The following is a 25,808-nucleotide window of genomic DNA, read 5'->3' as shown; positions in this document are numbered from 1 at the left end:
TTGTGGCGGGACATCGCCTGGCTGTCACCGTGCGCCCACGAGGAAACTCGCGTGTTCGCCCGAGTGGCACCGCTAAATGATCACTATCAGTGACCTTCGCCCATCGGTAGGCAGGCGGCAGCAGCCATCGACAACTCGACCTCGTTACGGTACGCGCGGCTACGCCATCCGGTCAAACCGAGCCCTCCCTGCCCCACACTGTGCACAGGCTGTGGACAACGACTTGAACCGCAGCCTCCGGCCTGACTACCGTTGCCTGACCCCGGATTTTTTGTCCCGACCGTCCCAAAGAACCACACATTCGTGGGACCCCTGTGAGAGAGCGTGCTCTGTGGCTGACGTACCTGCCGATCTTGCCGCAGTGTGGCCAAGGGTGCTCGAGAAGCTCCTCGGGGAGGGACAGCCGGGCATCGAGCCGAAGGACAAGCAGTGGGTCGAGCGGTGCCAGCCCCTGGCACTCGTCGCCGACACCGCCCTGCTCGCCGTCCCCAACGAATGGGGCAAGCGCGTCCTCGAAGGCCGCCTCGCCCCGCTGATCAGCGACGCACTCAGCCGGGAGTGCGGCCGCCCCATCCGGATCGCCATCACGGTGGACGACTCCGCCGGCGAGCCCGCCCCCGCCGCACCTCCCGTCCAGCAGCCCGGCGGCTACGAGCCGTACGGCGGCCAGCGCCCGGGCGGCGGCGGCCCCTCGGACGACCAGCTCCCCACGGCCCGCCCCGCCTACCCGGACTACCAGCAGCCGCGCCCCGAGCCCGGCGCGTGGCCCCGCAGCGGGCAGCAGGACGACTACGGCTGGCAGCAGCCGCGCCTGGGCGGCTTCCCCGAGCGCGACCCGTACGCCTCCCCGCAGCCGGGCTACCTCCAGCAGCCCGAGCCCTCGGGCTACGACCAGCAGCAGTACGACCAGTCCTCTTATGACAAGGGCTCCTACGAGCAGCAGCAGTACGAGCAGTCCCCGTACGAGCAGCAGCAGTCGCACCAGCCCCACCAATACGAGCAGCCCGCGCCGCGCCAGGCTCCCGGCCGGCCCGCCCCGCCCCCGGCCCCGTCCGGCGGCTCCACCTCGGGTCCGCTGGAGCCGACCGCCCGGCTGAACCCCAAGTACCTCTTCGACACGTTCGTCATCGGCGCGTCCAACCGCTTCGCGCACGCCGCCGCGGTGGCCGTCGCCGAGGCACCGGCGAAGGCCTACAACCCCCTCTTCATCTATGGGGAGTCGGGCCTCGGCAAGACGCACCTGCTGCACGCCATCGGGCACTACGCGCGGAGCCTCTACCCCGGCACCCGCGTGCGGTACGTGAGCTCCGAGGAGTTCACCAACGAGTTCATCAACTCGATCCGCGACGGCAAGGGCGACGCGTTCCGCAAGCGCTACCGCGAGATGGACATCCTGCTCGTCGACGACATCCAGTTCCTCGCGAGCAAGGAGTCGACGCAGGAGGAGTTCTTCCACACCTTCAACACGCTCCACAACGCCAACAAGCAGATCGTCCTCTCCTCCGACCGGCCGCCCAAGCAGCTCGTCACCCTCGAGGACCGGCTCCGCAACCGCTTCGAGTGGGGCCTGATCACGGACGTCCAGCCGCCCGAGCTGGAGACCCGTATCGCGATCCTGCGCAAGAAGGCCGTCCAGGAGCAGCTCAACGCCCCGCCGGAGGTACTGGAGTTCATCGCCTCCCGCATCTCGCGCAACATCCGCGAGCTGGAGGGGGCGCTGATCCGGGTCACGGCCTTCGCAAGCCTCAACCGGCAGCCGGTCGACCTGGGCCTCACCGAGGACGTCCTCAAGAACCTGATCCCGGGCGGCGAGGACAGCGCACCGGAGATCACGGCCAGCGACATCATGGCTGCCACCGCGGACTACTTCGGCCTGACCGTGGACGACCTGTGCGGCTCCTCGCGCAGCCGGGTCCTGGTCACCGCCCGGCAGATCGCCATGTACCTGTGCCGGGAGCTCACCGACCTGTCGCTGCCCAAGATCGGGGCGCAGTTCGGCGGCCGCGACCACACCACGGTCATGCACGCGGACCGCAAGATCCGCGCTCTGATGGCCGAGCGGCGCTCCATCTACAACCAGGTCACGGAGCTCACCAACCGCATCAAGAACGGCTGAGCGCGGGCGCCGGCCGGCTGGACCGGCGCCGCTTCAGACCCCCTTCAAACGCATTCAGAGGGCGCTCCCGGTCCACGACGGGGGCGCCCTTCTTCGTGCGTGCGCCCCTGACCTGTTCGAATACGCCCCCTGGGGAGCAACTCATCCACAGATTCGGCGACTTTCTTCCGTCCACACCCTGGGGACCGCCCGCGTCGCCCACAATCTGTCCACAGGGGTGGCTGTTGAGGATCCATCAGCCCTGGTCAGAACCCTGTGGATTTGTGCGCAAGCGTCATCCACAGGCTGTGGACAAAAATCTCGTCCACAGCCCTGTCCACGTCGTTGTCCACTGCCACCCCACAGGTTCCCTCATGCTGTGCACAGGTTCTGCGGACTTCTCCACACTCTTGTCCACTGTTCGGCAACCCGCCACCCCTTCTCACCGCCCGGAGTGAAAGCCGTCACACGGATGTAGACGTTTGGGTTGTGGAGTACCGGGGGAAAGCTGGGGACACACCTGTGGAGTAGTCGGGGCCACCTGGGGACAGCCTGTGCAGAACTTTTCGTTCTCCACAGGGACACCGTGTTGTCCACCGGTGCCACCCACAGGGTCGGTGGATAAAAAACGCACTCTGACCTGCGATGACGGGCTTATCCACCGTTTCCACAGGCCCTACTACTACCCCCATAGAGAGTTAGGCCGGTTTCGGTTTTCAAGCAGGTCCTGTGCACAACTCGTCGGTCGTCCGCCCCGACGCCTCGCTCCCGACTTGACCGCCGGCCGCACCGAGTGTCGGCGCCGTACGTCAGACTGGTCCCCGGCATCGGTCGAGGCATCGACGAGCCGACGACGAAGGCCGGCAGACGAGCGAGCAACAGCAGGAGGCGGTTCCGGTGAAGATCCGGGTGGAGCGCGACGTACTCGCGGAGGCGGTGGCCTGGGCGGCCCGTAGCCTCCCGGCCCGGCCGCCGGTGCCCGTCCTCGCGGGCCTGCTGCTCAAGGCCGAGGAAGGCACCCTGAGCCTCTCCGGCTTCGACTACGAGGTCTCGGCCCGCGTCTCGGTCGAGGCGGACGTCGAGGAGGACGGCACGGTCCTGGTCTCCGGCCGGCTGCTCGCCGACATCTGCCGCGCCCTCCCCAACCGGCCGGTGGAGATTTCCACAGACGGTGTACGGGCGACCGTGGTCTGCGGCTCCTCGCGATTCACACTCCACACGCTTCCTGTGGAGGAGTACCCGGCGCTGCCGCAGATGCCGACCGCGACCGGCACCGTGTCCGGCGAGGTCTTCGCCGCCGCCGCCAAGCAGGTCGCCACGGCCGCCGGCCGCGACGACACGCTGCCCGTGCTGACCGGTGTCCGCATCGAGATCGAGGGCGACCGGGTCACCCTGGCCTCCACCGACCGCTACCGCTTCGCGGTCCGCGAGTTCCTGTGGAAGCCGGAGAACCCGGAGGCGTCGGCCGTGGCCCTGGTGCCCGCCAAGACGCTCCAGGAGATCGCCAACTCGCTGACCAGCGGTGACACCGTGACCCTGGCGCTTTCCGGCTCCGGTGCGGGCGAGGGCCTGATCGGTTTCGAGGGCGCCGGCCGCCGCACCACCACCCGGCTGCTCGAGGGCGACCTGCCCAAGTACCGGACGCTCTTCCCGACCGAGTTCAACTCCGTCGCCGTGATCGAGACCGCCCCGTTCGTCGAGGCCGTCAAGCGCGTGGCCCTGGTGGCGGAGCGCAACACCCCGGTCCGCCTCAGCTTCGAGCAGGGCGTGCTGATCCTGGAGGCCGGCTCCTCCGACGACGCACAGGCTGTGGAAAGGGTCGACGCCCAGCTGGACGGCGACGACATCTCGATCGCCTTCAACCCGACCTTCCTGCTGGACGGCCTCAGCGCCATCGCCTCGCCCGTGGCCCAGCTCAGCTTCACCACGTCGACCAAGCCCGCGCTGCTCAGCGGCCGCCCTGCGGTCGACGCGGAGGCGGACGAGGCCTACAAGTACCTGATCATGCCGGTGCGCCTGTCCGGCTGACGCTCCACCTGTCGACGCCGGGCCCGGTCTCGCACGCTGCTGCGGACCGGGCCCGACGTCGTCCACAGGCTGGGGAGGGCACCGGGAAACCGGCAAGCCGGCCCGGTCGCCATGGAGCGCCCGCGGGGCCCGTCGCCACGGCCCGGCGTAGGCTCGGATCCGGTGGGCGACCCCCCGCGCGTCCCGCGAGGACACGGCCCGGGCCGCCCCGGCAAAGACGGCCACAACGCTTAAGGAACCACCTGATGGAGCTTGGTCTCGTCGGTCTCGGCAAGATGGGCGGCAACATGCGCGAGCGCATCCGCCGCGCAGGCCACACCGTCATCGGATACGACCGCAACCCGGACCTCGCGGATGTCCACAGCCTCCGGGAACTTGTGGACAGCCTGCCGGCCCCCCGCGTCGTGTGGGTCATGGTCCCCGCCGGCGCCGCGACGCAGTCCACCATCGACGAGCTCGGCGAGCTGCTCTCGATCGGCGACGTCGTCGTCGACGGCGGCAACTCCCGCTGGACGGACGACGAGAAGCACGCCGAGGAGCTGGCGGCCAAGGGCATCGGCTTCGTCGACTGCGGTGTCTCCGGCGGCGTCTGGGGCCTGGAGAACGGCTACGCGCTGATGTACGGCGGCGCCAAGGACCACGTCACGCGCGTCCAGCCGGTCTTCGACGCCCTCAAGCCCGAGGGCGAGTTCGGCGCCGTGCACGCCGGCAAGGTCGGTGCGGGCCACTTCGCGAAGATGGTCCACAACGGCATCGAGTACGCCATGATGCAGGCCTATGCCGAGGGCTGGGAGCTCCTGGAGAAGGTGGACTCGGTCACCGACGTCCGCGAGGTCTTCCGCTCCTGGCAGGAAGGCACCGTCATCCGTTCCTGGCTGCTGGACCTGGCCGTGAACGCCCTCGACGAGGACGAGCACCTGGAGCGGCTGAAGGGCTTCGCGCAGGACTCCGGCGAGGGACGCTGGACGGTGGAGGCGGCGATCGACAACGCCGTACCGCTGCCCGCGATCACCGCGTCGCTGTTCGCGCGGTTCGCCTCGCGCCAGGAGGACTCCCCGCAGATGAAGATGATCGCCGCACTGCGCAACCAGTTCGGCGGCCACGCGGTCGAGAAGGCCTGAGCGCCCGCAGCAGGCCGCAGCACAGCACCACGAAGAGCAGTTGGGAAGCCGGGGGAGGTCGGCGCCGTATGCACGTTTCGCATCTCTCATTGGCCGACTTCCGCTCGTACGCCCGGGCCGAGGTTCCCCTCGACCCGGGCGTCACCGCCTTCGTGGGTCCCAACGGGCAGGGCAAGACCAACCTCGTCGAGGCGGTCGGCTACCTCGCGACCCTGGGCAGCCACCGCGTCTCCTCGGACGCCCCGCTCGTACGGATGGGCGCGGACCGGGCGGTCATCCGCGCGGCCGTCGTCCAGGGCGAGCGCCAGCAGCTGGTCGAGCTGGAGCTGAACCCGGGCCGCGCCAACCGGGCCCGTATCAACCGGTCCTCGCAGGTCAGGCCGCGGGACGTGCTGGGGATCGTACGGACGGTGCTGTTCGCGCCGGAGGACCTGGCCCTGGTCAAGGGCGACCCGGGAGAGCGGCGGAAGTTCCTGGACGAGCTGGTCACCGCGCGCTCGCCGCGGATGGCCGGGGTCCGCTCCGACTACGAGCGCGTCCTCAAGCAGCGCAACACCCTGCTGAAGTCCGCGGCGATGGCCCGCCGGCACGGCGGCCGCTCGATGGACCTGTCCACCCTCGACGTGTGGGACCAGCACCTCGCGCGCGCGGGCGCCGAGCTGCTCGCGCAGCGCCTGGACCTGATCGCGACGCTGCTGCCGCTGGCGGACAAGGCCTACGAGCAGCTCGCGCCCGGCGGCGGCCCGCTGGGGCTGGCGTACAAGTGCTCGGCCGGCGAGCCGGTGGACAGCGGCGAGGCACGCACCCGCGAGGCCCTGTACGAGGTGCTGCTGACGGCACTCGGCGAGGTGCGCAAGCAGGAGATCGAGCGCGGGGTGACCCTGGTCGGCCCGCACCGCGACGACGTGGCTCTGCGGCTGGGGGAGCTGCCCGCCAAGGGGTACGCCAGCCACGGCGAGTCCTGGTCGTACGCGCTGGCGCTGCGGCTGGCCTCGTACGAGCTGCTGCGCTCGGAGGGCAGCGAGCCGGTGCTGATCCTGGACGACGTGTTCGCGGAACTGGACGCGCGGCGCCGGGAGCGGCTGGCGGAGCTGGTGGCGCCGGGCGAGCAGGTGCTCGTGACGGCGGCCGTGGACGACGACGTCCCGGGTGTGCTGGCGGGCGCACGGTTCGGGGTGTCCGGCGGTGAGGTGACCCGGTTGTGAACGAGCAGGGCAAGGACCCGCAGCAGCGGCGCAAGGCCCCGGAGGCCTCCGGGGTGGACCTGGCCCGTCAGGCCCTCGCGGCGGCGCGCGAGCAGGCGCGGGCCCGGGGCAACGCGGCGGGCGGCAGGAAGCGCCAGCAGCAGCCGGGGCTGCGGTCGGGCGCCCGCGCGGACGGCCGGGACCCGATGCCGCTGATGGCGGCGCTGGACCGGCTGCGCACCGAGCGCGGCTGGGAGATGCCGATGGCGGTGGCGGGCGTGATGGAGCGCTGGCCGGAGATCGTCGGGCCCGAGATCGCGGCGCACTGTGAACCGCAGCGGTACGAGAACCGTGAGCTGGTCGTGAGGTGCGACTCCTCGGCGTGGGCGGCGCAGCTGAAGCTGCTGGCCCCGCAGCTGGTGGCGCGGCTGAACGCTGATCTGGGGCAGGGCACGGTCCGCCTGATCAAGGTGCAGGGACCGGGCGGACGCCCGAAGGGGTACGGGCCCTGGCGGGCTCCCGGGAGCACCGGACCCGGCGATACCTACGGGTGAGTAGCACCCGCGGACCGCTGTCGTGCCCCCGTCGGCGGGTGGCGTCCCTCACGGTAGCCGGAGGTTGACAGCCCGAAGCGCTGGGTGCCCGTGTGAGCCTCTTTGAGCCCCTCCCCGAATGTGGGGAGTCGGAGAGAGGAGGTTCAGGGCGGCACATGCGGACTCAGGTACCGGCAAACCCCCATTCATGTCCGTGGTACCGGTAGACTGGAGCAAATCCCGCCCGTTCGCGGGATCACGCAGACAACGCAGATCGACGCGGCCGCTCCCGCCGGCGCACTTGCTGGTCCGGGGTACGGGCTGCGCTGTGCCAGAAAGGGCGCTTCGTGGCCGATTCCGGCGACTCCAACGAGAAGAATTACGACGCCAGTGCGATCCAGGTCCTCGAGGGCCTGGACGCGGTCCGCAAGCGGCCGGGTATGTACATCGGCTCGACGGGTGAGCGTGGTCTGCACCACCTCGTCTACGAGGTCGTCGACAACTCCGTCGACGAAGCGCTGGCCGGGCACGCGGACACCATCGACGTGACGATCCTCGCCGACGGTGGGGTGCGCGTGGTCGACAACGGTCGCGGTATCCCGGTCGGCATCGTCCCGTCCGAGGGCAAGCCGGCCGTCGAGGTAGTCCTGACGGTCCTGCACGCGGGCGGCAAGTTCGGCGGCGGCGGCTACGCCGTCTCCGGCGGTCTGCACGGCGTCGGCGTGTCCGTCGTGAACGCCCTGTCGACCAAGGTCGCGGTCGAGGTCAGGACGGACGGCCACCGCTGGACCCAGGACTACAAGCTGGGCGTGCCGACGGCTCCGCTGGCCAAGAACGAGGAGACCGCCGAGACCGGCACCTCGGTCACCTTCTGGGCCGACGGCGACATCTTCGAGACGACCGAGTACTCCTTCGAGACGCTGTCGCGGCGCTTCCAGGAGATGGCCTTCCTCAACAAGGGCCTGACCCTGACGCTGACGGACGAGCGCGAGTCGGCGAAGGCCACGGTCGGCGCGGACGACCCCGACGCGGACACGGCCGAGCCGACCGCGCGCACGGTGAAGTACTACTACGAGGGCGGCATCGTCGACTTCGTGAAGTACCTCAACTCGCGCAAGGGCGAGCTGATCCACCCGACCGTCATCGACGTCGAGGCCGAGGACAAGGAGCGCATGCTCTCGGTCGAGATCGCGATGCAGTGGAACTCGCAGTACACCGAGGGCGTCTACTCCTTCGCGAACACGATCCACACGCACGAGGGCGGCACCCACGAGGAGGGCTTCCGCGCGGCGCTGACCGGTCTGGTCAACCGCTACGCGCGCGACAAGAAGCTGCTCCGCGAGAAGGACGACAACCTCGCCGGCGAGGACATCCGCGAGGGTCTGACGGCGATCATCTCGGTCAAGCTGGGCGAGCCGCAGTTCGAGGGCCAGACGAAGACCAAGCTGGGCAACACCGAGGCCAAGACCTTCGTGCAGAAGGTCGTCCACGAGCACCTCAACGACTGGTTCGACCGCAACCCGGTCGAGGCAGCGGACATCATCCGCAAGTCGATCCAGGCGGCCACGGCGCGCGTCGCGGCCCGCAAGGCCCGCGACCTCACCCGTCGCAAGGGCCTGCTGGAAAGCGCCTCGCTGCCGGGCAAGCTGTCCGACTGCCAGTCGAACGACCCGACCAAGTGCGAGATCTTCATCGTCGAGGGCGACTCGGCCGGCGGCTCCGCCAAGTCCGGCCGCAACCCGATGTACCAGGCCATCCTGCCCATCCGCGGCAAGATCCTGAACGTCGAGAAGGCGCGCATCGACAAGATCCTCCAGAACACCGAGGTCCAGGCGCTGATCAGTGCCTTCGGCACCGGCGTCCACGAGGACTTCGACATCGAGAAGCTCCGCTATCACAAGATCATCCTGATGGCGGACGCCGACGTCGACGGCCAGCACATCAACACCCTGCTGCTGACCTTCCTCTTCCGCTTCATGCGCCCGCTGGTCGAGGCCGGTCACGTGTACCTGTCGCGTCCGCCGCTCTACAAGATCAAGTGGGGTCGCGACGACTTCGAGTACGCGTACTCGGACCGCGAGCGCGACGCGCTGGTGGAGCTCGGCAAGCAGAACGGCAAGCGGATCAAGGAAGACTCGATCCAGCGCTTCAAGGGTCTGGGCGAGATGAACGCCGAGGAACTGCGCGTCACCACCATGGACGTGGACCACCGCGTGCTCGGCCAGGTCACGCTCGACGACGCGGCGCAGGCCGACGACCTGTTCTCGGTGCTGATGGGTGAGGACGTCGAGGCCCGGCGCTCCTTCATCCAGCGCAACGCCAAGGACGTCCGCTTCCTCGACATCTGAGTCGGCCCGACGCTGACCGCCGCCTGAAAGGATTTCTGACCAGCAATGGCCGACGAAACCACCCCCACCGCAGAGAACCCCGCGGAGGAGCAGCCCGTGCTGCGCATCGAGCCCGTCGGGCTCGAGACGGAGATGCAGCGCTCCTACCTCGACTACGCGATGTCCGTCATCGTCTCGCGTGCGCTGCCCGACGTGCGGGACGGCCTCAAGCCCGTCCACCGCCGTGTGCTGTACGCGATGTACGACGGCGGCTACCGGCCCGAGAAGGGCTTCTACAAGTGCGCCCGCGTCGTCGGCGACGTCATGGGCACCTACCACCCGCACGGTGACAGCTCCATCTACGACGCCCTGGTCCGCCTGGCCCAGCCGTGGTCGATGCGCATGCCGCTGGTGGACTCCAACGGCAACTTCGGCTCCCCGGGCAACGACCCGGCGGCCGCCATGCGCTACACCGAGTGCAAGCTCATGCCGCAGGCCATGGAGATGCTCCGGGACATCGACGAGGAGACCGTCGACTTCCAGGACAACTACGACGGCCGCAACCAGGAGCCGACGGTCCTTCCGGCGCGCTTCCCGAACCTGCTGGTCAACGGCAGCGCCGGCATCGCGGTCGGCATGGCGACCAACATCCCGCCGCACAACCTCCGCGAGGTCGCGGCCGGTGCCCAGTGGGCGCTGGAGCACCCGGAGGCCTCGCACGAGGAGCTCCAGGACGCGCTGATCGAGCGGATCAAGGGCCCGGACTTCCCGTCGGGCGCCCTGGTCGTGGGCCGCAAGGGCATCGAGGAGGCGTACCGGACCGGTCGCGGCTCCATCACGATGCGCGCGGTGGTGGAGGTCGAGGAGATCCAGAACCGCCAGTGCCTGGTGGTCACGGAGCTCCCGTACCAGACCAACCCCGACAACCTCGCGCAGAAGATCGCGGACCTGGTCAAGGACGGCAAGGTCGGCGGCATCGCCGACGTCCGCGACGAGACCTCCTCGCGGACCGGCCAGCGCCTGGTGATCGTCCTGAAGCGGGACGCCGTCGCGAAGGTCGTGCTGAACAACCTCTACAAGCACACCGATCTGCAGACGAACTTCGGTGCGAACATGCTGGCGCTGGTGGACGGCGTGCCGCGCACGCTGTCGATCGACGCCTTCATCCGCCACTGGGTGACGCACCAGATCGAGGTCATCGTCCGGCGCACGAAGTTCCGCCTGCGCAAGGCGGAGGAGCGCGCCCACATCCTGCGCGGCCTGCTCAAGGCGCTGGACGCGATCGACGAGGTCATCGCGCTGATCCGGCGCAGCAACACGGTCGAGATCGCGCGCGAGGGCCTGATGGGCCTCCTGGAGATCGACGAGATCCAGGCGAACGCGATCCTGGAGATGCAGCTCCGCCGCCTCGCGGCCCTGGAGCGCCAGAAGATCGTCGCCGAGCACGACGAGCTCCAGGCGAAGATCAACGAGTACAACGCCATCCTGGCTTCGGAGTCGCGCCAGCGCTCCATCGTGAGCGAGGAACTGGCGGCGATCGTCGAGAAGTTCGGCGACGACCGGCGCTCCAAGCTGGTGCCCTTCGACGGTGACATGTCCATCGAGGACCTGATCGCCGAAGAGGACATCGTCGTCACGATCACGCACGGCGGTTACGTCAAGCGCACCAAGACCGAGGACTACCGCTCGCAGAAGCGCGGCGGCAAGGGCGTGCGCGGCACGAAGCTGAAGCAGGACGACCTGGTCGACCACTTCTTCGTCTCCACCACGCACCACTGGCTGCTGTTCTTCACGAACAAGGGCCGGGTCTACCGGTCCAAGGCGTACGAGCTGCCGGACGCCGGCCGCGACGCGCGCGGGCAGCACGTGGCGAACCTGCTGGCCTTCCAGCCGGACGAGAAGATCGCGCAGATCCTCGCCATCCGCGACTACGACGCGGCGCCCTACCTGATCCTGGCCACCAAGGGCGGCCTGGTGAAGAAGACGGCGCTCAAGGACTACGACTCGCCCCGTTCGGGTGGCGTCATCGCCATCAACCTCCGGGAGACGGGCGTCGACGGCGCCGACGGCACTGCTGACGAGCTGATCGGCGCCGAGCTGGTGTCCGCCGAGGACGACCTGCTGCTGATCAGCAAGAAGGCGCAGTCGATCCGCTTCACGGCGACCGACGACGCGCTGCGCCCGATGGGCCGTGCGACCTCGGGCGTGAAGGGCATGAGTTTCCGAGAAGGAGACGAACTGCTCTCCATGAGCGTGGTCCGGCCCGGTACGTTCGTCTTCACCGCGACCGACGGCGGCTACGCCAAGCGGACGGCCGTCGACGAGTACCGCGTCCAGGGCCGTGGCGGTCTGGGCATCAAGGCCGCGAAGATCGTGGAGGACCGCGGGTCGCTCGTCGGGGCGCTCGTGGTGGACGAAACGGACGAGATTCTCGCCATCACGCTCAGCGGTGGTGTGATTCGTACGCGCGTCAATGAAGTCAGGGAGACCGGCCGTGACACCATGGGCGTCCAGCTGATCAACCTGGGCAAGCGCGATGCCGTGGTCGGCATCGCCCGTAACGCCGAGGCCGGTCAGGAAGCTGACGAGGTCGAGGTCGACGAGAACGAGACCGAGGCTGCCGACGCACCGGCCGCCGAGGGCGCCGAGGGCACGCAGCCTTCGGCCGGGGAGCACGAGGAGTAAGTCGTGAGTGGAGCCACGGGCGCCGGACCGGCCAAGACTGGAGCGAACGGTGCCCGTGGCCCCGCCGCGGACTCCCAGGGGGGAACCGTGACGGACACCCGAGGACCGCAGGCGCCGGACGAGGCCGAGGCCAAGATCGCTGCCGGCTCGGACAAGGACAAGCCCGCGCAGCCGTACCAGCCGCCGCAGGCGTACTCGGCGCCCGCGGGCCCCGGTGCGCCGCGCGGCGCCGGCGCGGCCGCCACCCAGCGCAAGCCGCGTACGCCGGTCCGTACGGCCCCCAGGACGCGCAAGGCGCGGCTGCGGGTGGCCAAGGCGGACCCGTGGTCGGTGATGAAGGTCAGCTTCCTGCTGTCGATCGCGCTGGGCGTCTGCACGATCGTGGCGGCGGCGGTGCTGTGGATGGTCATGGACGCGATGGGCGTCTTCTCGACCGTCGGCGGCACGATCAGCGAGGCGACCGGCTCGAACGAGAGCAACGGCTTCGACCTCCAGTCCTTCCTCTCGCTGCCGCGCGTACTGATCTTCACGTCGGTGATCGCGGTGATCGACGTGGTGCTGGCGACGGCGCTGGCGACGCTGGGCGCGTTCATCTACAACCTGTCGGCGGGATTCGTCGGCGGCGTCGAGCTCACCCTCGCCGAGGACGAGTAGGCCTTCCGGGGAAGCGTCGGTGACGGGTCGGATGACCTGCGCAGACGCCTCCCGGGAACCGATTTTGGCCTGACCGGGTCTGTGCGCTAATCTTCAGGAGTCAGCGCGCAGCGCGGAGGGGCTATAGCTCAGTTGGTTAGAGCGCATCCCTGATAAGGATGAGGCCACAGGTTCAAATCCTGTTAGCCCCACAGTGTCGAAGACCCCCAGGCCCAAGGCCTGGGGGTCTTCTTCGTCGGGCCAGTTGGCGGGCCGCCAGGTCACCGATCGGTATCGGTCGGTGTGTATTGTTGGGCGCCAGAAGTCCCCTACGTCAACGAAAGACGAGGTCGCGCGGTGAAGAAGCTGCTCCTGGTCGCACTGGCCGCCATCGGCGGGCTCCTCGTGTACCGCCAGATCCAGGCGGACCGCGCCGAGCAGGACCTGTGGACGGAGGCAACCGACTCCGTGCCCTCTGGTTCCGGTGTGTGAGACCGAAGGCTGAGTTCATGAAGCCCCGGCTGCCGCTGCGGCCGGGGCTTTGTGCTGTTCTGTGACGAAAACTTACGTTTTGCAAAGATTTGGCTTGCGCTAGCAAACTCGGGGTGGGCGTGGTGGGTCGGGTACGGACGACGGTGTGGGCGGCGGCCCTCGGCACGGTGCTGGCCGGCGTGCCCGTCGCCGCGTACGCGGAGGAGAGCGCGCCCCAGCCGCCCGCCTACCGCGCCGCCGACGGCGCCCGGAAGGTCGAGGGCAAGCCCTCCACGGCGGACGCCCCGCTCATCGAGGCCGGGAACACCTACGAGGACACCATCGGGCCCGGGGAGCGCGTCTACCGGCTCGTCCTGCAGCAGGACGGCTCCAACGCCTACGTGTCCGCCGTGCTCCGGCCCCCGGCGGGCGCCAAGGTCTCCGGCAGCGACGGCGTCGAGGTGGAGCTGATGACCACCGCCGGGCGCTCCTGCCGGGCGAGCACGGGCCGGGCGACCTTCGGCTACGACGCGGTGCCCCTCGCCGCCGCCGGGGTCCGCTGGGGGGCCGAGGACGACGAGTGCGCGCCCGCCGGCGTGTACTACGCGAAGGTCACCCGGACTTCGGCCAAGAGCTCCGACCAGAGCCCCTGGCCGCTCGAACTCAAGGTCCAGCGCGAACCGGGCCGCGGACCGGGCGCCCCCACCACCGCGCCCAGCGGCTGGCCCACGGGAGCCCCGTCCCTGCCCGGCACCGAGGCGGTGGGCCGGGCCGGCGGAACCGGCTTCAACGACGCACGGGCCCTGGGCGCCGGCGTGTGGCGCGACGAGATGAGGCCGGGGCAGACCCGCTGGTACCGCGTCCCGCTGGACTGGGGGCAGCGGCTCGGCCTGGGCGCCGAGCTCTCCGCCGCGAAGAGGACCAAGGACTTCACCTCCGCGTCGGGCGGGCTCAGCGTCACCCTCTACACCCCGTTCCGGAGCCCGGTCTCGGGCAAGGGCGTGTCCTACGACGGCGTGCAGGCCGGGGTCACCCTGGAGAAGACCCCTCCGGTCGACTACGGGAACCGTTTCTCCGGTGACCGCGAGACCCAGCCCGTGAGCGTCGCGGGCTGGTACTACGTCGCCGTGACGATGGGTGCGAAGGTCGCCGACTTCACCGAGGACGCGGTACCCGTCCCGCTGACCCTGCGCGTGGAGGTCACCGGCACCCCGGCCAAGGGGCCCGCGTACAAGGAGGATCCGGCCGCGGGCGGCTTCGGCGTCGGGGCCGAGGACCGGGCGGCGGCGCGGGAGGGGCTCACGGCCCCGGAGGCCGCCGAGGCGGCCGGGACCCGGTCGCTGATGCGCGTCGTGGCGGGCGCCGGCTTCGGCGCCGGGACGCTGCTGCTGGCGGTGCTGGGCGGCTGGGTCCTGCTCGGCCGGCGGGGGCGCGGCACTACAGCTGCGTGAGGGCCCAGACGCCGACCGCGAAGCACAGCAGCGCCGCCGCGAGCAGCGAGGCGACCGCCTTCGGCGGGGGCGGGGCGATGGCGCCGCGCCTGCCGACCGGCGCGGCCGCGGGGACGGCCGGGACCGCCGCGGTGGCAGCCCCCGGTGCCGCGGGCGCGGCCGGCGGGGGCAGGTGGAAGCTGCCCGTCTCCGAAGGGCCGTACGAGGGCCCGTACGAGGGCCCGTACGAGGGCGCGTGGACCGCGGCGGGAGCCGCCTGCTGCGGGACCGGGGGCACCGTGGCGGAAGCGCCGCGGGGGTCGGTGCGCGCGGGCTCCGCGGCCAGGGTGACGGACGGTCCGCCGGACCCGGCACCGCCCGCCGTGGACGGCTGCGCGGGCGCCCCGGAAGCCGCGGCCGGCTCTGCGGCGGGCGCGGACGGGGCGGTGCCCGTCGGGCCGTCGGGGCCGAATCCGGGCGGGAGCGGACCGAGTTGGTCGAACACCTCCACCGGATCCTCGTCCGGGGCGGGCGGGGGCAGCAGTTCAACGGCCCCGGCAAGGGCCTTGCGCGCCCCTGTGGCCGTCCGGAAGCGGTTCTGGGGGTCGGGCTGCAGGAGGTTCGCGACGACGTCCCAGAGCGGGCCGGGGACGCCTTGCGGGGCGTCCGGGGTCCCGTGGGTGAGGAAGTGCTCCACCAGTGCCCGGGAGTCGGGCTTGCTGCCCTGGAGGAGGTACAGCGCGACCAGCCCCACGGCGAAGAGGTCGGCTGCGAAGTCGGGCTCCGCCCCCATCAGTTGCTCCGGTGCGAAATAGCCCGGCGTGCCGACCACGTAGTCGGTCTCGGTCAGACGGGGCTCGCCCTTGCGCATGGAGATGCCGAAGTCGGACAGCCGCAGGTGCGGCCGCCCGCTTCCGGTGGCCTCCATCAGGATGTTGGCCGGTTTGATGTCGCGGTGCACGACGCCTTCCGCGTGCACGGCCGCCAGGCCCGACAGGAGCTGGTCGAGCAGCGTGCACACGAAGCGGGGCGGGAGGGGCCCGTAGTCCCCGATCACGTGGCCGAGGGAGCCCCCGCCGACCAGGTCCATGGTGAAGAGGACCTTGTCGTCGTCGGCCGCCCAGCTGGCGGGAGCCAGTACGTGCGGGTGGTCGATCCGCAGCGCCTGCTCCCGTACGAACCGCAGCAGCGTGTGGGCGTCGCTCTGCAGGAGGACCTTCGCGGCGACGTAGCGGCGACGGCGGTGGTCCCAGGCCCGCCACACGGCACCCGCGCCCCCGCGTCCGATCGGATCGATCAGCTCGTACCGGCCGGCGAAGACCTCACCCATCGCTGCGCCCGTCCCCCGTCACCCGTTGTCCGCCGTCGTGCGTGTCAGTTCTGGTGCGCCTCGTAGTGCGCGACCGCGTCCGCGGTGCGGCCCGCTCCGTACACCCGGAGGAACTCTGCCAGTTCCGGATGGCTGGGGGCGAGGCTGTTCGCCGCGTCGATGATGTCGCCGGCCGCGGAGACGGAGCGCAGCAGCGACTGGATCTCGCGGACCACGCGCTTGACGGTGGGTGCGCCGGAACCGGTGGTGGTCTGGCCGCTGCTGCTGAGGACGGATCCTCCCTGGGTCTTCTTGATCTCGTCCATCCGGTCGGCCGCCTCCGCCGCGCTGACACTGCCGTCGGCCACCTGTCCGGCGAGGTCCTGGAGGGCCTGGACGCGCTGGACCACGGCAGGGTTGCCGATCTTGGCGCGCTGGCCGCTCATCAGCTGGGACAGCATGGGCGCCGACAGACCGAGTACGGCCGCGAGCCTGGCCTGATTCAGGCCGAGGTCGTCTATGAGCCTGCGGAAGAGCGCTCCCAACGGCTCTCCGTACCAGCTGCGCTGAAGCTCTCTGGCTCTGGCCGTGGCCTCTTGCTGCACTGCGTCCACTCTTACTACTCCCCTTCGCTGGTGCGAACCTCGCGAGCATCTTACGGAGAGTGGTCGCAGGGCGGGAGTCCCTATCATTTTGCGAGATGAGGGGGTAAACCCGGTACTCTGTTCTGCGGAACGACCACATCCCTCACGCGGGACCGGTGCGTCCAGTTCCACGGGGCCTTAGCTCAGTTGGTAGAGCGCTGCCTTTGCAAGGCAGATGTCAGGAGTTCGAATCTCCTAGGCTCCACATCGAAATGCCCTCCGACCTGCGGAAACGTTGCTCGGGGGGCATTTTTTCATGCCCGGCCGCGGGTGCGTGCCCGGCCGTTCGGCGGGCGGTGGCTCGCGGGTATCGAAGGTTTGCCCGGCCGTTCCTCCCCGAGGTGCCCCCGGAGGCCCCGGGCGGGAGCCAGCGGTGCAGTCCCGGGTGCCGGCGCCGCTCGGCCTGCCGGCCCGGCCCGCGCCGGAGTTGATTGTCCGGGGCCGGAACGCCTTCCGGGCAACCGGGCGCCGGTGTGCAATGAGCCCGTCATCCGTCCACGATCGCCGCGGAGCCGGTCCCGGCCGAGGTCTGAGGACGGACGGGAGGCGTGTCATGCCGGCGAGGGTGACGGTGGTGGGCGGCGGTGTGACCGCCCTGCTCACCGCAGTCGAGTGCGTGCTCGACGGACACCGGGTCACGGTAGTGGACCAGGGCTCCGGTGCGCACGGCAGAGCCGGCTCCGCCGGCCGGCCCCGGATCCTGCGGGCCCTGCATCCGGCGGACCCGGCGGCCACGGGGGCGGCGCTGCGTGCGCACCACCGCTGGGCCGCATTGGAAGAGCTGCTCCTGACGCGCTTCTACGAGCAGGTCGGAGCGCTCACCGTGCTGCCGCCCGCGGCGGCGGCTGACGGCGCGGCCCTGGTCGAGTACGCCGGGGGCACCGCCAGGGAGCTCACGGCGGCCGGCCTGTCCCACCGCTATCCGCACCTGCACCTGGCCGGGGACCTCGGCGCGGTACTGGAGGAGGAGGCGGGCGTCCTGCTCGCCGAACGGGTCCTCGCCGCCTGCGCCGGCTGGCTGAAGTGGCAGCGCGGCACCGAGCTGGTCGAGCGCCGTGCCGTGACCGCCGTCGACTGCGAGAGCGGCACCGTACGCCTGGTGGACGGTCAAGTGCTGCGCGGTGACGCGGTCCTCGTGGCGGCGGGCCCCCGGTCCCGGAACCTGCTGCCGGGCGGGATCGCCGAGCAGCTGACCGGCTTGTTTCTTTGGGGGTGGATGTCCCATGCCGGGGGCGGTTGCGGAGTCCGGGGAGAAACGCACGACCGGTCCGGAGTGGGACCTCTTGCGCTTCAACGTGCTCGGCCCCCTCGAGGGCTGGGCCGACGGGGCGCGGCTGCGGCTGGGGGGAGCGATCCAGGAACGCGTCCTGTGCATGCTGCTGCTCGAATCGGGCCGGTGGTGCCCGTCGCCCGGCTGGTGGAGGCGACCTGGGAGAAGGACCCACCGGTGACGGCGGCGCACCAGGTCCGCAAGGCCGTCGCCGACCTGCGCCGGCGCATACCCGCCGGGACCGGGGTGATCGCCACCGACGGGCCGGGCTACCGCACGATGGTGACGGACGGCCAGGTCGACCTCCCGGAGTTCGACGCGCTGACCGGGGCGGCGGGGCAGGCCCTCCGGGCCGGCGGCCGCCGAGCACCTGCGGTCCGCGCTCGCGCTGTGGCGGCGGCCGCGACCGCGCTGGAGGAGCGCCGGCTGGCCGCGACCGAGCAGTTCTTCGACCCGTCCCTCGCGCTGGGCGAGAGCGGAGAGCTCGTTTCCGGCCTGCGCGCGCTGATCACGCAGCACCCGCTGCGGGAGACGCTGCGCGGCCAGCCGGTCAGGAGCTCCTCTACGAGGTAGGGGGCGCTGTGGCGCGCGGTGACGGCCTCCTGCGCCCACCGGTCGAGTCCGGGCCGGTCGTGCACCGGTACGGTCCACCAACGCCCGGACCCGTCCGCCGACTTGATGACCACGGGCAGGGGGAAGTCCTCGGCGAGCACGCGCGCCTCGGCGACGGTCGACGCCTCCTCGGCGCGTACGGCCGAGGTCCGGCTCTGGTTGAGGATGCGCCGGATCGCGACCGCGTCCGGCAGCCCGCCCGCGGGCCCCGGCCGGGCCGGGGCGAGATCCCTCAGCACCTCCTCGGCGGCGGCCGCCGCACCGCTGCCGAGGCCCTTCCCGAGATCGCTCGCGAGGTACAGCACGTGGCCGATCCCGTGTCCGAGGACCGTGTCCGTCAGCAGGATCCGCAGCGCGGCCGCGTCGTCGAAGTCGGTGCGCAGGACCCGCTCGGGCGGCAGCCCGGTGGGCAATCCGGCGTCCTGGGGCCACGCTCCTGGGTCCGACACCACCCAGACGTCCAGGCCCGCCCCGACCGCGGCGTGCAGGAGTCCCGGTCCGGGCCTGACCAGAACCACCCGCTCCGCCGCCTGTTTGATGATCACGGAATTCTCCTCCATCGTGTCCCACGATGCTGGCGCCGCGTCTTCCCGGTCCCTTCCCGGTGCGTTCCCGCGGGCCGCGCGTCCCCCGGACGGCCCCGTCGCTGGGCCGCCCGCCGCCCGGTGGCGGACAGTGGTGGGAGGGCATCGATACAGGGGGGAACCCTCACGCCGGAGGCGTACAGACATGGGACTCTTCGACTTCCTGAAGTCCGACAAGAAGAAGGCGCACGAGAACGCCGAGAAGGCGCAGGCGCAGGTGCAGCAGCAGGCGGACAAGGGGGCGGGCCCCTCCAGGAGCGCCGCGGCCGACGCCGCCTCGGCGACCAGGGCCGCCGCCGAGCGCATGGCGGCCGCCGCCCCGCCCAGGCGGGGGCCCGCCCCCGCGACCCCGACGCCCGGCTCCGCGGCGCACAAGGCGGTGCCCGCACCGCCCCGGCCCGCCGCGATGCCGAAGGCCGCGCCGCCGTCCACCTCGCCGGGGGCGGCGTACACGCCCACGCCCCACTCGGCCGCGCACAAGGCGGTGCCCGCGGCGCCGGTGGCCAAGCCTCAGCCGACCGCGAAGAATCGCACCTACACCGTCAAGCAGGGCGACACGCTGGCCGCGATCGCCGGCCGCGAGCTCGGCAACGAGGCGCGCTGGCGCGAGCTCTACGCCATGAACAGGGGAGTCATCGGCGCCAACCCCGACCTCGTGCCGCCGGGCGCGGTCCTGACGCTCCCGAGCTGAACGTGACGCGGAAGGGCCCGGTCCCCTCGGGGACCGGGCCCTTCCGCGTCACTCGTCGATCGTCCGGGACGTCCGTCCTACGGGACCGAGCCCGGCTCCGGTCCCGATCCCGCCTCGCGCTCCTTCTCCGCCAGCTCGTCGTCGAAGCTCGCCGGTGCGGCGTCGCGGTCCGACAGCTCGGTCGCCGCGGGCGGCTCGACCAGCCAGTCCGGGTTCGACTGCTGGTCCCACCACCGCCATGCGAGGTAGGCGCCGGCCGCGATCAGGCCGACGAGCGCGGCCCCGCGCAGCACCTTGCCGCGGCGCCGTGCCCGCTCGTGCTTGCGCACGAGCTTCTGCACTTCCTTGGCCGTCACCTGGCCGCGCAGCGCCGCCAGCGCCGCGGTCGACCGCGACGCGGCCTCTTCGGCCACGGGCGTGGCGGCCGCGATGGCGCTCTCGATCTTCGGCTGCGTGTAGTCGGCCGCCTGACGGGCCGCCAGGCGCGTCTGGTGGACCGCCTTCGTCGCAGCCCGGTCCACGGGTGGCGGCACGTGTGCCCGCGCCGCCTTCAGACGCGGGTGCAGATGGCCGTCGTAGGTCATCCGGGCTTGGCGCGCGGCGCCGGTGGCCGCCTGGGACACCAGGGGCGTCAGCCGGTCGTTCGCCTCGTGCGCGTAGTGCACCGCAGCGTCCCTGGCGGATTCCGCGTACGGCGCCACCATTTCAGCCGCGTACCGCACGCTCTCCCTGGCGCTCTCGGCTGCCAGGCGCGCGCTGTCCTTGCCGGTCACGGGATCCTCCTCCTCGGTGGCGGACACAGTTCACCTTTCCACCCTTTGTCGGATCATGCCTGCCACAGCGCCGACAGGCATGCGCGACAGGGCATACGGGTGGACGATTTCAGTGCTGCGGAGCGCTCCGTGCGACCATCTGGACCGACAGTGATGACTATGGAAGGCAGATCCGTGGCCGAGAAGCTCTACGCCACCCTGAAGACCACCCACGGCGACATCGAGATCGAGCTGCTGGAGAACTTCGCTCCGAAGACCGTCCGGAACTTCGTCGAGCTCGCCACGGGTGCCCGCGAGTGGACCCGTCCCACGGACGGCCAGAAGACCACGGACCCGCTCTACGACGGCACCGTCTTCCACCGCGTCATCAGCGGTTTCATGATCCAGGGCGGCGACCCGCTCGGCAACGGCACCGGCGGTCCGGGCTACGCGTTCGCGGACGAGTTCCACCCCGACCTGGCCTTCACCAAGCCGTACCTGCTCGCCATGGCCAACGCCGGCCCGGGCACCAACGGCTCGCAGTTCTTCATCACCGTCGCCCCGACCGCCTGGCTGACGCGCAAGCACACCATCTTCGGCGAGGTCACCGACCCGGCGAGCCGCAAGGTCGTGGATGCCATCGCCGCCAGCGCCACCAACTCGCGCACCGAGCGGCCGCTGGAGGACGTCATCATCAAGTCCGTCGTCGTCGAGAAGCGCTGAGCACCGGTCCGCACCGCACCGCTCCGCCCTCCCGCACCTGCGCACCTCCGGATCCCCGGGAACCTTTCCGCCCCGCCCGTCCGTACTGGATACGTACCGGACCGGCGGGGTGCACACGCCCTGCCCCGCCGCCGACCGAGGGGACCGATGGACACCGACCGTCTGCCGGGCTGCTACCGCCACCCGGACCGCGACACGGGGATCAGCTGCACCCGCTGCGAGCGCCCCATCTGCCCGGAGTGCATGATCAGCGCCTCGGTGGGCTTCCAGTGCCCCGAGTGCGTCCGCGAGGGCTCCGGGACCGGGCACCGGCCCGCCGCCAACGCGCCGCGCACCATCGCGGGCGGGGTGGTCGCGGACGACCCCCACCTGGTGACCAAGATCCTCATCGGGATCAACGTCGCTGTGTTCCTCGCCGGCCTCGCGGCCCCGGCGATCGTGATCCAGCTCGAGCTGCTCGGCCGCTACGTCGAGTACTTCGGCGCCCCTGTGGAAGGGGTCTCCACCGGCCAGTACCACCGGCTGCTGACCTCGGTGTTCCTGCACGTCGAGTGGTGGCACATCATCGGCAACATGATCGGCCTGTGGGTCATCGGCGGCCCGCTGGAGGCGGCCCTGGGCCGCGCCCGCTACCTCGCCGTCTACCTGCTCTCGGGCCTGGGCGGCAGCGTCCTCGTCTACCTGCTGACCGAGCCGAACACCCCGACCCTCGGCGCCTCCGGAGCCGTCTTCGGCCTGCTCGGCGCCACGGTGGTGCTGGCGCGGCGGCTGCGGTACGAGATGCGGCCGGTGATCGTCATGGTCGTGCTGATGCTGGTGCTGACCTTCGTCCCCTTCGGCGGCACCCTGAACGTGTCCTGGCAGGCCCACGTGGGAGGGCTGATCACCGGCGCCCTGGTCGGGCTGGGCATGCTCACGCCGACCGCTGCCAGGCATCGCGCACTCGTCCAGTGGGGCACCTGTGCGGTGGTGTTCCTGCTGGCAGCGGCGCTGATCATGCTCCGCACGGCCGAACTCACCTGATCACACCGGCGTCAACTCTCCACAGAGTTATCCACAGATCTTCTGTCTTTTCCTCAGGTGTGGATGACGCTGTGGATAACTCATGGGGAGAGCTTCCGTCACGGGCGGCGAGGTGCTACTTCCACTGCGTGGACACGCCGAATCCCGCCGCGATGAAGCCGAAGCCGACCACGATGTTCCAGTTGCCCAGGGCCTCGACCGGCAGCTGGGTCTCGGTCACGTAGAAGACGACGATCCACGCGAGACCGATCAGGAAGAACGCCAGCATGACCGGGGCGACCCAGCTGCGGTTCGTCAGCCGGATGCTCTGCGGCTGCCGCGCGGGCGGCGGGGTGTAGTCGTCCTTCTTGCGGATACGTGACTTCGGCACGAGGGGCTCTCCTGTCGATGCGCTGGGGACCTTGCCTGCCCCGGGCGTCCGTTAGCGTAGTGGACCTGTGGCGTTGAAGGAGAAGGGTACGTTGAGCAATTCAGACGACTCCTCCGCGGGTCCCCGTCGCCGGGCCAGGCCGGTCCGGTTGCTGACGGCCGCCGTCTTCGCCCTGGCCGGGCTGCTCTTCGTCACCAGTTTCAACACCTCCAAGGGTACGAACATCCGGACGGACGCCTCACTCCTCAAGCTGTCCGACCTCATCGAGGAACGCAGCCAGGACAACGCGGAGCTGGAAGAGAGCACCGGAGCCGCCCGCCGCCGCGTGGACGCCCTCGCCGACCGCGACGACGGCAGCACCAAGGCGCAGGACGCGAAGCTGGCCGCCCTGCGCGCCGCCTCGGGCACCGAGGAGCTCTCCGGCAAGGGCCTGACCGTCACCCTCAACGACGCCCCGCCGAACGCCACCGCCCGCATCCCCAACGTGCCCGAGCCACAGCCCAACGACCTGGTGATCCACCAGCAGGACCTCCAGGCCGTGGTGAACGCCCTGTGGCAGGGCGGCGCCGAGGGCATCCAGGTCATGGACCAGCGGCTGATCTCCACCAGCGCGGTGCGCTGCGTGGGCAACACCCTGATCCTCCAGGGCCGCGTCTACTCGCCCCCGTACAAGATCTCGGCGGTCGGCGACCCGGCGGCGCTCAAGAAGGCCCTCGCCGCCTCCCCGGCCCTGCAGAACTACCAGGCGTACGTGAACGCCTACGGCCTGGGCTGGAAAGTGGACGAGCACAAGGCGCTGACACTTCCCGCCTACTCCGGCACAGTGGACCTCCACTATGCGAAGCCGGTGGCCACCACCCCGTGACCGGGTCCGTCCCGACGTCGTACTGCGCCTGGCGGTACGGACGTTCAGCGAGGTGTGCCTGACGGCGGGCACGCTGATCGTGCTCTTCGTCGCCTACGTCCTGCTGTGGACCGGGGTCAAGGCGGACCGGGCCGCGGACGGCGAGATGGCCCGGCTGCGTGACAGCTGGGCCGCCGCCGCACCGCAGGCGGCCCCTGCCGCGGCCCCCGCAGCCCCCGGGGCCGCCCCGCGGGCGCCGGAGTCGGCCGCCCCGGAGGAACCCCGCTACCCCGCAGGCCGGGCCTTCGCCGAGATGTACGTCCCGCGCTTCGGCCCGGACTGGGTCCGGCCCGTCCTGGAGGGCACGGACCCCGAGCTGCTGAAGAAGGGCCTGGGCCACTACGCCGCCACCGCCCGCCTGGGAGCCGTCGGGAACTTCTCCGTGGCCGGCCACCGCCGCACCTACGGAGACCCCTTCAAGGACTTCCCGAAACTGCGCCCGGGGGACGAGGTGATCCTCAAGGACGCGGGCACCTGGTACACGTACACGATCCGGGGCGGACCCCTGCGCACCCTGCCCACCGACGTCGCGGTGGTCGACCCGGTCCCGCGCAGGTCCCCGTTCACGGCGCCCGGCAAGTACCTCACGCTGACCACCTGCGACCCGGAATGGGGACACAGCCACCGGCTGGTGGTCTGGGCGGAACTGACCGGGACGCGCACCGCCGGCCAGGGCCGACCGGGGGGTTCGTCCAGGTGACCCTCTCCGCCGGGCCGCTGCCTTTAGTCTGTTCGCGTACCGCCTCCGCGGTGCGTTGAACGAATGTGGACGAAAAGGAATCAGGCGGCATGTACGGCTGGATCTGGCGGCATCTGCCGGGCAACGCGTGGGTACGCGCGCTGATCTCCCTCGTACTGGTCCTCGCCGTGGTCTTCGTGCTGTTCCAGTACGTCTTCCCGTGGGCCGAGCCGCTCCTTCCGTTCAACGATGTGACGGTGGACGAGGGATCGGGAGCCACTCCGTGAGCGCACGCATTCTGGTGGTCGACAACTACGACAGCTTCGTCTTCAACCTGGTCCAGTACCTCTACCAGCTCGGCGCCGAGTGCGAGGTGCTGCGCAACGACGAGGTCGCCCTCGCGCACGCGCAGGACGGCTTCGACGGCGTACTGCTCTCCCCCGGGCCGGGCACGCCCGAGGAGGCCGGCGTCTGCGTCGACATGGTCCGGCACTGCGCCGACACCGGCGTCCCCGTCTTCGGCGTCTGCCTCGGCATGCAGTCCATGACGGTCGCCTACGGAGGCGTCGTGGGCCGGGCCCCCGAGCTGCTGCACGGCAAGACCTCGCCCGTGGTGCACGGCGGCCTGGGCGTCTTCGAGGGGCTGCCCTCGCCGTTCACCGCGACCCGGTACCACTCCCTCGCGGCCGAGCCCGAGACCCTGCCCGACGTCCTGGAGGTCACGGCCCGGACCGAGGACGGGATCATCATGGGGCTGCGCCACCGGGAGCACGACGTCGAGGGCGTGCAGTTCCACCCCGAGTCGGTGCTGACCGAATGGGGCCACCTGATGCTCGCGAACTGGCTGGTCCGGTGCGGTGACGTCGGCGCGGTCGAGCGCTCGGTGGGGCTGGCCCCGGTGGTGGGCAAGGCCGTCGCGTGACGACGGTCGCGCCGTCCGCGCCCACCGAGGGCCGGGCCGCGCGACGCAGGGCAGCTCAGGAGGCCGCGAAACGGGCCGCCAGGAACTCCCGGAGGCGGGGCGGGCGGCGGCGCAAGCGGCCGGCGTCCGGCGGCCCGGCGGTCATCGCGAGCCGGCTTGGCGGGGAGCTCTTCATCACGGTGGGCCTGGTGATGCTGCTGTTCGTCGCCTACCAGCTCTGGTACACGAACCTGGTGGCGCAGCGGACGGCGAACGGCGCCGCGGGCTCGCTGCGCCAGACCTGGCAGAGACAGCCGGACGGCGGGGCCGCCGCACCGTCCGTGACGGCCTTCGAGCCGGGCCAGGGCTTCGCGATCCTTCACATCCCCAAGCTGGACGTGAAGGTTCCGGTGGCCGAGGGGATCAGCAAACCGAAGGTCCTGGACCGGGGCATGGTCGGGCACTACGGCGAGGGCGCGCTGAAGACCGCGATGCCCGCCGACAAGCAGGGCAACTTCGCGGTGGCCGGACACCGCAACACCCACGGGGAGCCGTTCCGCTACATCAACCGGCTGGTGCCCGGGGATCCCGTCGTGGTCGAGACCCGGGACGCCTACTACACGTACGAGATGACCTCGTCGCTGGCGCAGACGCCGCCGACGAACATCGGGGTGATCAAGCCCGTGCCGGAGGGCTCCGGATTCACTTCCGAGGGCCGGTACATCACGCTGACCACCTGCACCCCGGAGTTCACCAGCACCTACCGGATGATCGTATGGGGCAGGATGACCGAGGAACGCCCCCGCAGCCAGGGCCCGCCGCCCGCGCTGACCAGCTAA

Annotated in this window: 22 protein-coding genes, 2 tRNA genes and 1 pseudogene; 21 read left to right on the top strand and 4 right to left on the bottom strand. The window is 70.8% G+C overall.

All coding sequences use genetic code 11. From position 1 onward, the window contains the following. The first annotated feature begins 76 nt into the window (after positions 1-76). The 11 genes from dnaA (at position 77) to OHA91_RS19120 (ending at position 14,528) form a co-directional block, all read left to right on the top strand. A complete protein-coding gene (dnaA, locus tag OHA91_RS19170; protein ID WP_408059174.1) occupies positions 77-2,116 on the top strand; it encodes a chromosomal replication initiator protein DnaA in 2,040 nt (679 codons plus the stop codon). An 876-nt stretch (positions 2,117-2,992) separates the two neighbouring features. Next, positions 2,993-4,123, top strand: a complete 1,131-nt coding sequence (dnaN, locus tag OHA91_RS19165) for a DNA polymerase III subunit beta (protein ID WP_031156016.1) — start codon at positions 2,993-2,995, stop codon at positions 4,121-4,123. Positions 4,124-4,368: 245 nt separating this feature from the next. Then, a complete protein-coding gene (gnd, locus tag OHA91_RS19160; RefSeq protein ID WP_031156015.1) occupies positions 4,369-5,244 on the top strand; it encodes a phosphogluconate dehydrogenase (NAD(+)-dependent, decarboxylating) in 876 nt (291 codons plus the stop codon). A 68-nt stretch (positions 5,245-5,312) separates the two neighbouring features. Continuing rightward, a complete protein-coding gene (recF, locus tag OHA91_RS19155; RefSeq protein WP_031156013.1) occupies positions 5,313-6,449 on the top strand; it encodes a DNA replication/repair protein RecF in 1,137 nt (378 codons plus the stop codon). Continuing rightward, a complete protein-coding gene (locus tag OHA91_RS19150; RefSeq protein WP_031156012.1) occupies positions 6,446-6,982 on the top strand; it encodes a DUF721 domain-containing protein in 537 nt (178 codons plus the stop codon). Before recF ends, OHA91_RS19150 begins: the two co-directional genes overlap by 4 nt. Positions 6,983-7,287: 305 nt before the next feature. After that, positions 7,288-9,309 carry a DNA topoisomerase (ATP-hydrolyzing) subunit B gene (gyrB, locus tag OHA91_RS19145; RefSeq protein ID WP_031156011.1) on the top strand — a complete coding sequence of 674 codons (2,022 nt, stop codon included), beginning with the start codon at positions 7,288-7,290 and terminating at the stop codon, positions 9,307-9,309. A 45-nt stretch (positions 9,310-9,354) separates the two neighbouring features. Then, complete coding sequence (gyrA, locus tag OHA91_RS19140; protein ID WP_031156009.1) at positions 9,355-11,973, top strand: DNA gyrase subunit A; 2,619 nt, start codon at positions 9,355-9,357, stop codon at positions 11,971-11,973. 3 nt (positions 11,974-11,976) lie between these two features. Further along, positions 11,977-12,627 carry a DUF3566 domain-containing protein gene (locus tag OHA91_RS19135; protein WP_328739659.1) on the top strand — a complete coding sequence of 217 codons (651 nt, stop codon included), beginning with the start codon at positions 11,977-11,979 and terminating at the stop codon, positions 12,625-12,627. Positions 12,628-12,744: 117 nt separating this feature from the next. Then, positions 12,745-12,818, top strand: a tRNA-Ile gene (locus tag OHA91_RS19130). Between the two features lie 145 nt (positions 12,819-12,963). Beyond that, the gene (locus OHA91_RS19125; RefSeq protein ID WP_208809277.1) at positions 12,964-13,098 is read left to right on the top strand and encodes a DLW-39 family protein; all 135 of its coding nucleotides are present in this window, start codon (positions 12,964-12,966) and stop codon (positions 13,096-13,098) included. A 113-nt stretch (positions 13,099-13,211) separates the two neighbouring features. Then, positions 13,212-14,528 carry a hypothetical protein gene (locus OHA91_RS19120; RefSeq protein WP_031156004.1) on the top strand — a complete coding sequence of 439 codons (1,317 nt, stop codon included), beginning with the start codon at positions 13,212-13,214 and terminating at the stop codon, positions 14,526-14,528. Here the strand turns inward: OHA91_RS19120 and OHA91_RS19115 are convergent. Together OHA91_RS19115 and OHA91_RS19110 are read right to left on the bottom strand one after the other, a co-directional pair. Continuing rightward, a complete protein-coding gene (locus OHA91_RS19115) occupies positions 14,515-15,837 on the bottom strand; it encodes a serine/threonine-protein kinase (protein WP_328739658.1) in 1,323 nt (440 codons plus the stop codon). The genes OHA91_RS19120 and OHA91_RS19115 overlap by 14 nt on opposite strands. A 44-nt stretch (positions 15,838-15,881) precedes the next feature. After that, positions 15,882-16,430 (bottom strand): helix-turn-helix domain-containing protein, encoded by a 549-nt coding sequence (locus tag OHA91_RS19110; protein WP_031156000.1) that lies wholly within the window; start codon positions 16,428-16,430, stop codon positions 15,882-15,884. A 162-nt stretch (positions 16,431-16,592) separates the two neighbouring features. Here OHA91_RS19110 and OHA91_RS19105 point away from each other — a divergent pair. The 3 genes from OHA91_RS19105 to OHA91_RS19095 all read left to right on the top strand — a co-directional run bounded on the left by OHA91_RS19105 (position 16,593) and on the right by OHA91_RS19095 (position 19,617). Next, positions 16,593-16,665, top strand: a tRNA-Ala gene (locus tag OHA91_RS19105). A 348-nt stretch (positions 16,666-17,013) separates the two neighbouring features. Then, entirely contained in the window at positions 17,014-18,303 is a 1,290-nt protein-coding gene (locus OHA91_RS19100; protein ID WP_328739657.1) for an FAD-dependent oxidoreductase, read from the top strand. A 768-nt stretch (positions 18,304-19,071) separates the two neighbouring features. Then, positions 19,072-19,617 (top strand): LysM peptidoglycan-binding domain-containing protein, encoded by a 546-nt coding sequence (locus OHA91_RS19095; RefSeq protein ID WP_266499388.1) that lies wholly within the window; start codon positions 19,072-19,074, stop codon positions 19,615-19,617. Positions 19,618-19,694: 77 nt separating this feature from the next. Here the strand turns inward: OHA91_RS19095 and OHA91_RS19090 are convergent, their stop codons facing one another. Further along, positions 19,695-20,417 (bottom strand): DUF5324 family protein, encoded by a 723-nt coding sequence (locus OHA91_RS19090; RefSeq protein WP_107064798.1) that lies wholly within the window; start codon positions 20,415-20,417, stop codon positions 19,695-19,697. 147 nt (positions 20,418-20,564) lie between these two features. On the opposite strand from OHA91_RS19090, the gene OHA91_RS19085 reads away from it, so the two are divergent. Both OHA91_RS19085 and OHA91_RS19080 read left to right on the top strand, forming a co-directional pair. Next, on the top strand, positions 20,565-21,092 hold the full coding sequence (locus OHA91_RS19085) for a peptidylprolyl isomerase (RefSeq protein ID WP_031155984.1): 528 nt from the start codon (positions 20,565-20,567) through the stop codon (positions 21,090-21,092). 147 nt (positions 21,093-21,239) lie between these two features. Then, positions 21,240-22,115, top strand: coding sequence for a rhomboid family intramembrane serine protease (locus OHA91_RS19080; RefSeq protein WP_328739656.1), 876 nt, complete (start codon positions 21,240-21,242; stop codon positions 22,113-22,115). A 115-nt stretch (positions 22,116-22,230) separates the two neighbouring features. On the opposite strand, the gene crgA is transcribed toward OHA91_RS19080, so the two are convergent. Then, positions 22,231-22,485 carry a cell division protein CrgA gene (crgA, locus tag OHA91_RS19075; protein ID WP_031155982.1) on the bottom strand — a complete coding sequence of 85 codons (255 nt, stop codon included), beginning with the start codon at positions 22,483-22,485 and terminating at the stop codon, positions 22,231-22,233. A 91-nt stretch (positions 22,486-22,576) separates the two neighbouring features. On the opposite strand from crgA, the gene OHA91_RS19070 reads away from it, so the two are divergent. From OHA91_RS19070 to OHA91_RS19050, 5 genes and pseudogenes are all read left to right on the top strand, one after another. Then, on the top strand, positions 22,577-23,350 hold the full coding sequence (locus OHA91_RS19070) for a DUF881 domain-containing protein (RefSeq protein WP_031155980.1): 774 nt from the start codon (positions 22,577-22,579) through the stop codon (positions 23,348-23,350). Then, positions 23,322-24,089: a class E sortase gene (locus tag OHA91_RS19065; protein ID WP_051893556.1), complete on the top strand. Its 768-nt coding sequence runs from the start codon at positions 23,322-23,324 to the stop codon at positions 24,087-24,089. The genes OHA91_RS19070 and OHA91_RS19065 overlap by 29 nt, the downstream gene beginning before the upstream one ends. An 89-nt stretch (positions 24,090-24,178) precedes the next feature. Continuing rightward, positions 24,179-24,355: a hypothetical protein gene (locus tag OHA91_RS19060; RefSeq protein WP_030011120.1), complete on the top strand. Its 177-nt coding sequence runs from the start codon at positions 24,179-24,181 to the stop codon at positions 24,353-24,355. Then, complete coding sequence (locus tag OHA91_RS19055) at positions 24,352-24,990, top strand: aminodeoxychorismate/anthranilate synthase component II (RefSeq protein WP_031155976.1); 639 nt, start codon at positions 24,352-24,354, stop codon at positions 24,988-24,990. Before OHA91_RS19060 ends, OHA91_RS19055 begins: the two co-directional genes overlap by 4 nt. Further along, positions 24,945-25,808: pseudogene (locus OHA91_RS19050) on the top strand (class E sortase); the annotation flags it as partial. The gene OHA91_RS19055 and the pseudogene OHA91_RS19050, both read left to right, overlap by 46 nt.

Origin of the sequence: Streptomyces erythrochromogenes, from assembly GCF_036170895.1 — a bacterium.
GTDB lineage: Bacteria > Actinomycetota > Actinomycetes > Streptomycetales > Streptomycetaceae > Streptomyces > Streptomyces erythrochromogenes.
Note: the sequence above shows the minus strand (reverse complement) of the source record. Positions and strands in the feature narration are given on the sequence as shown.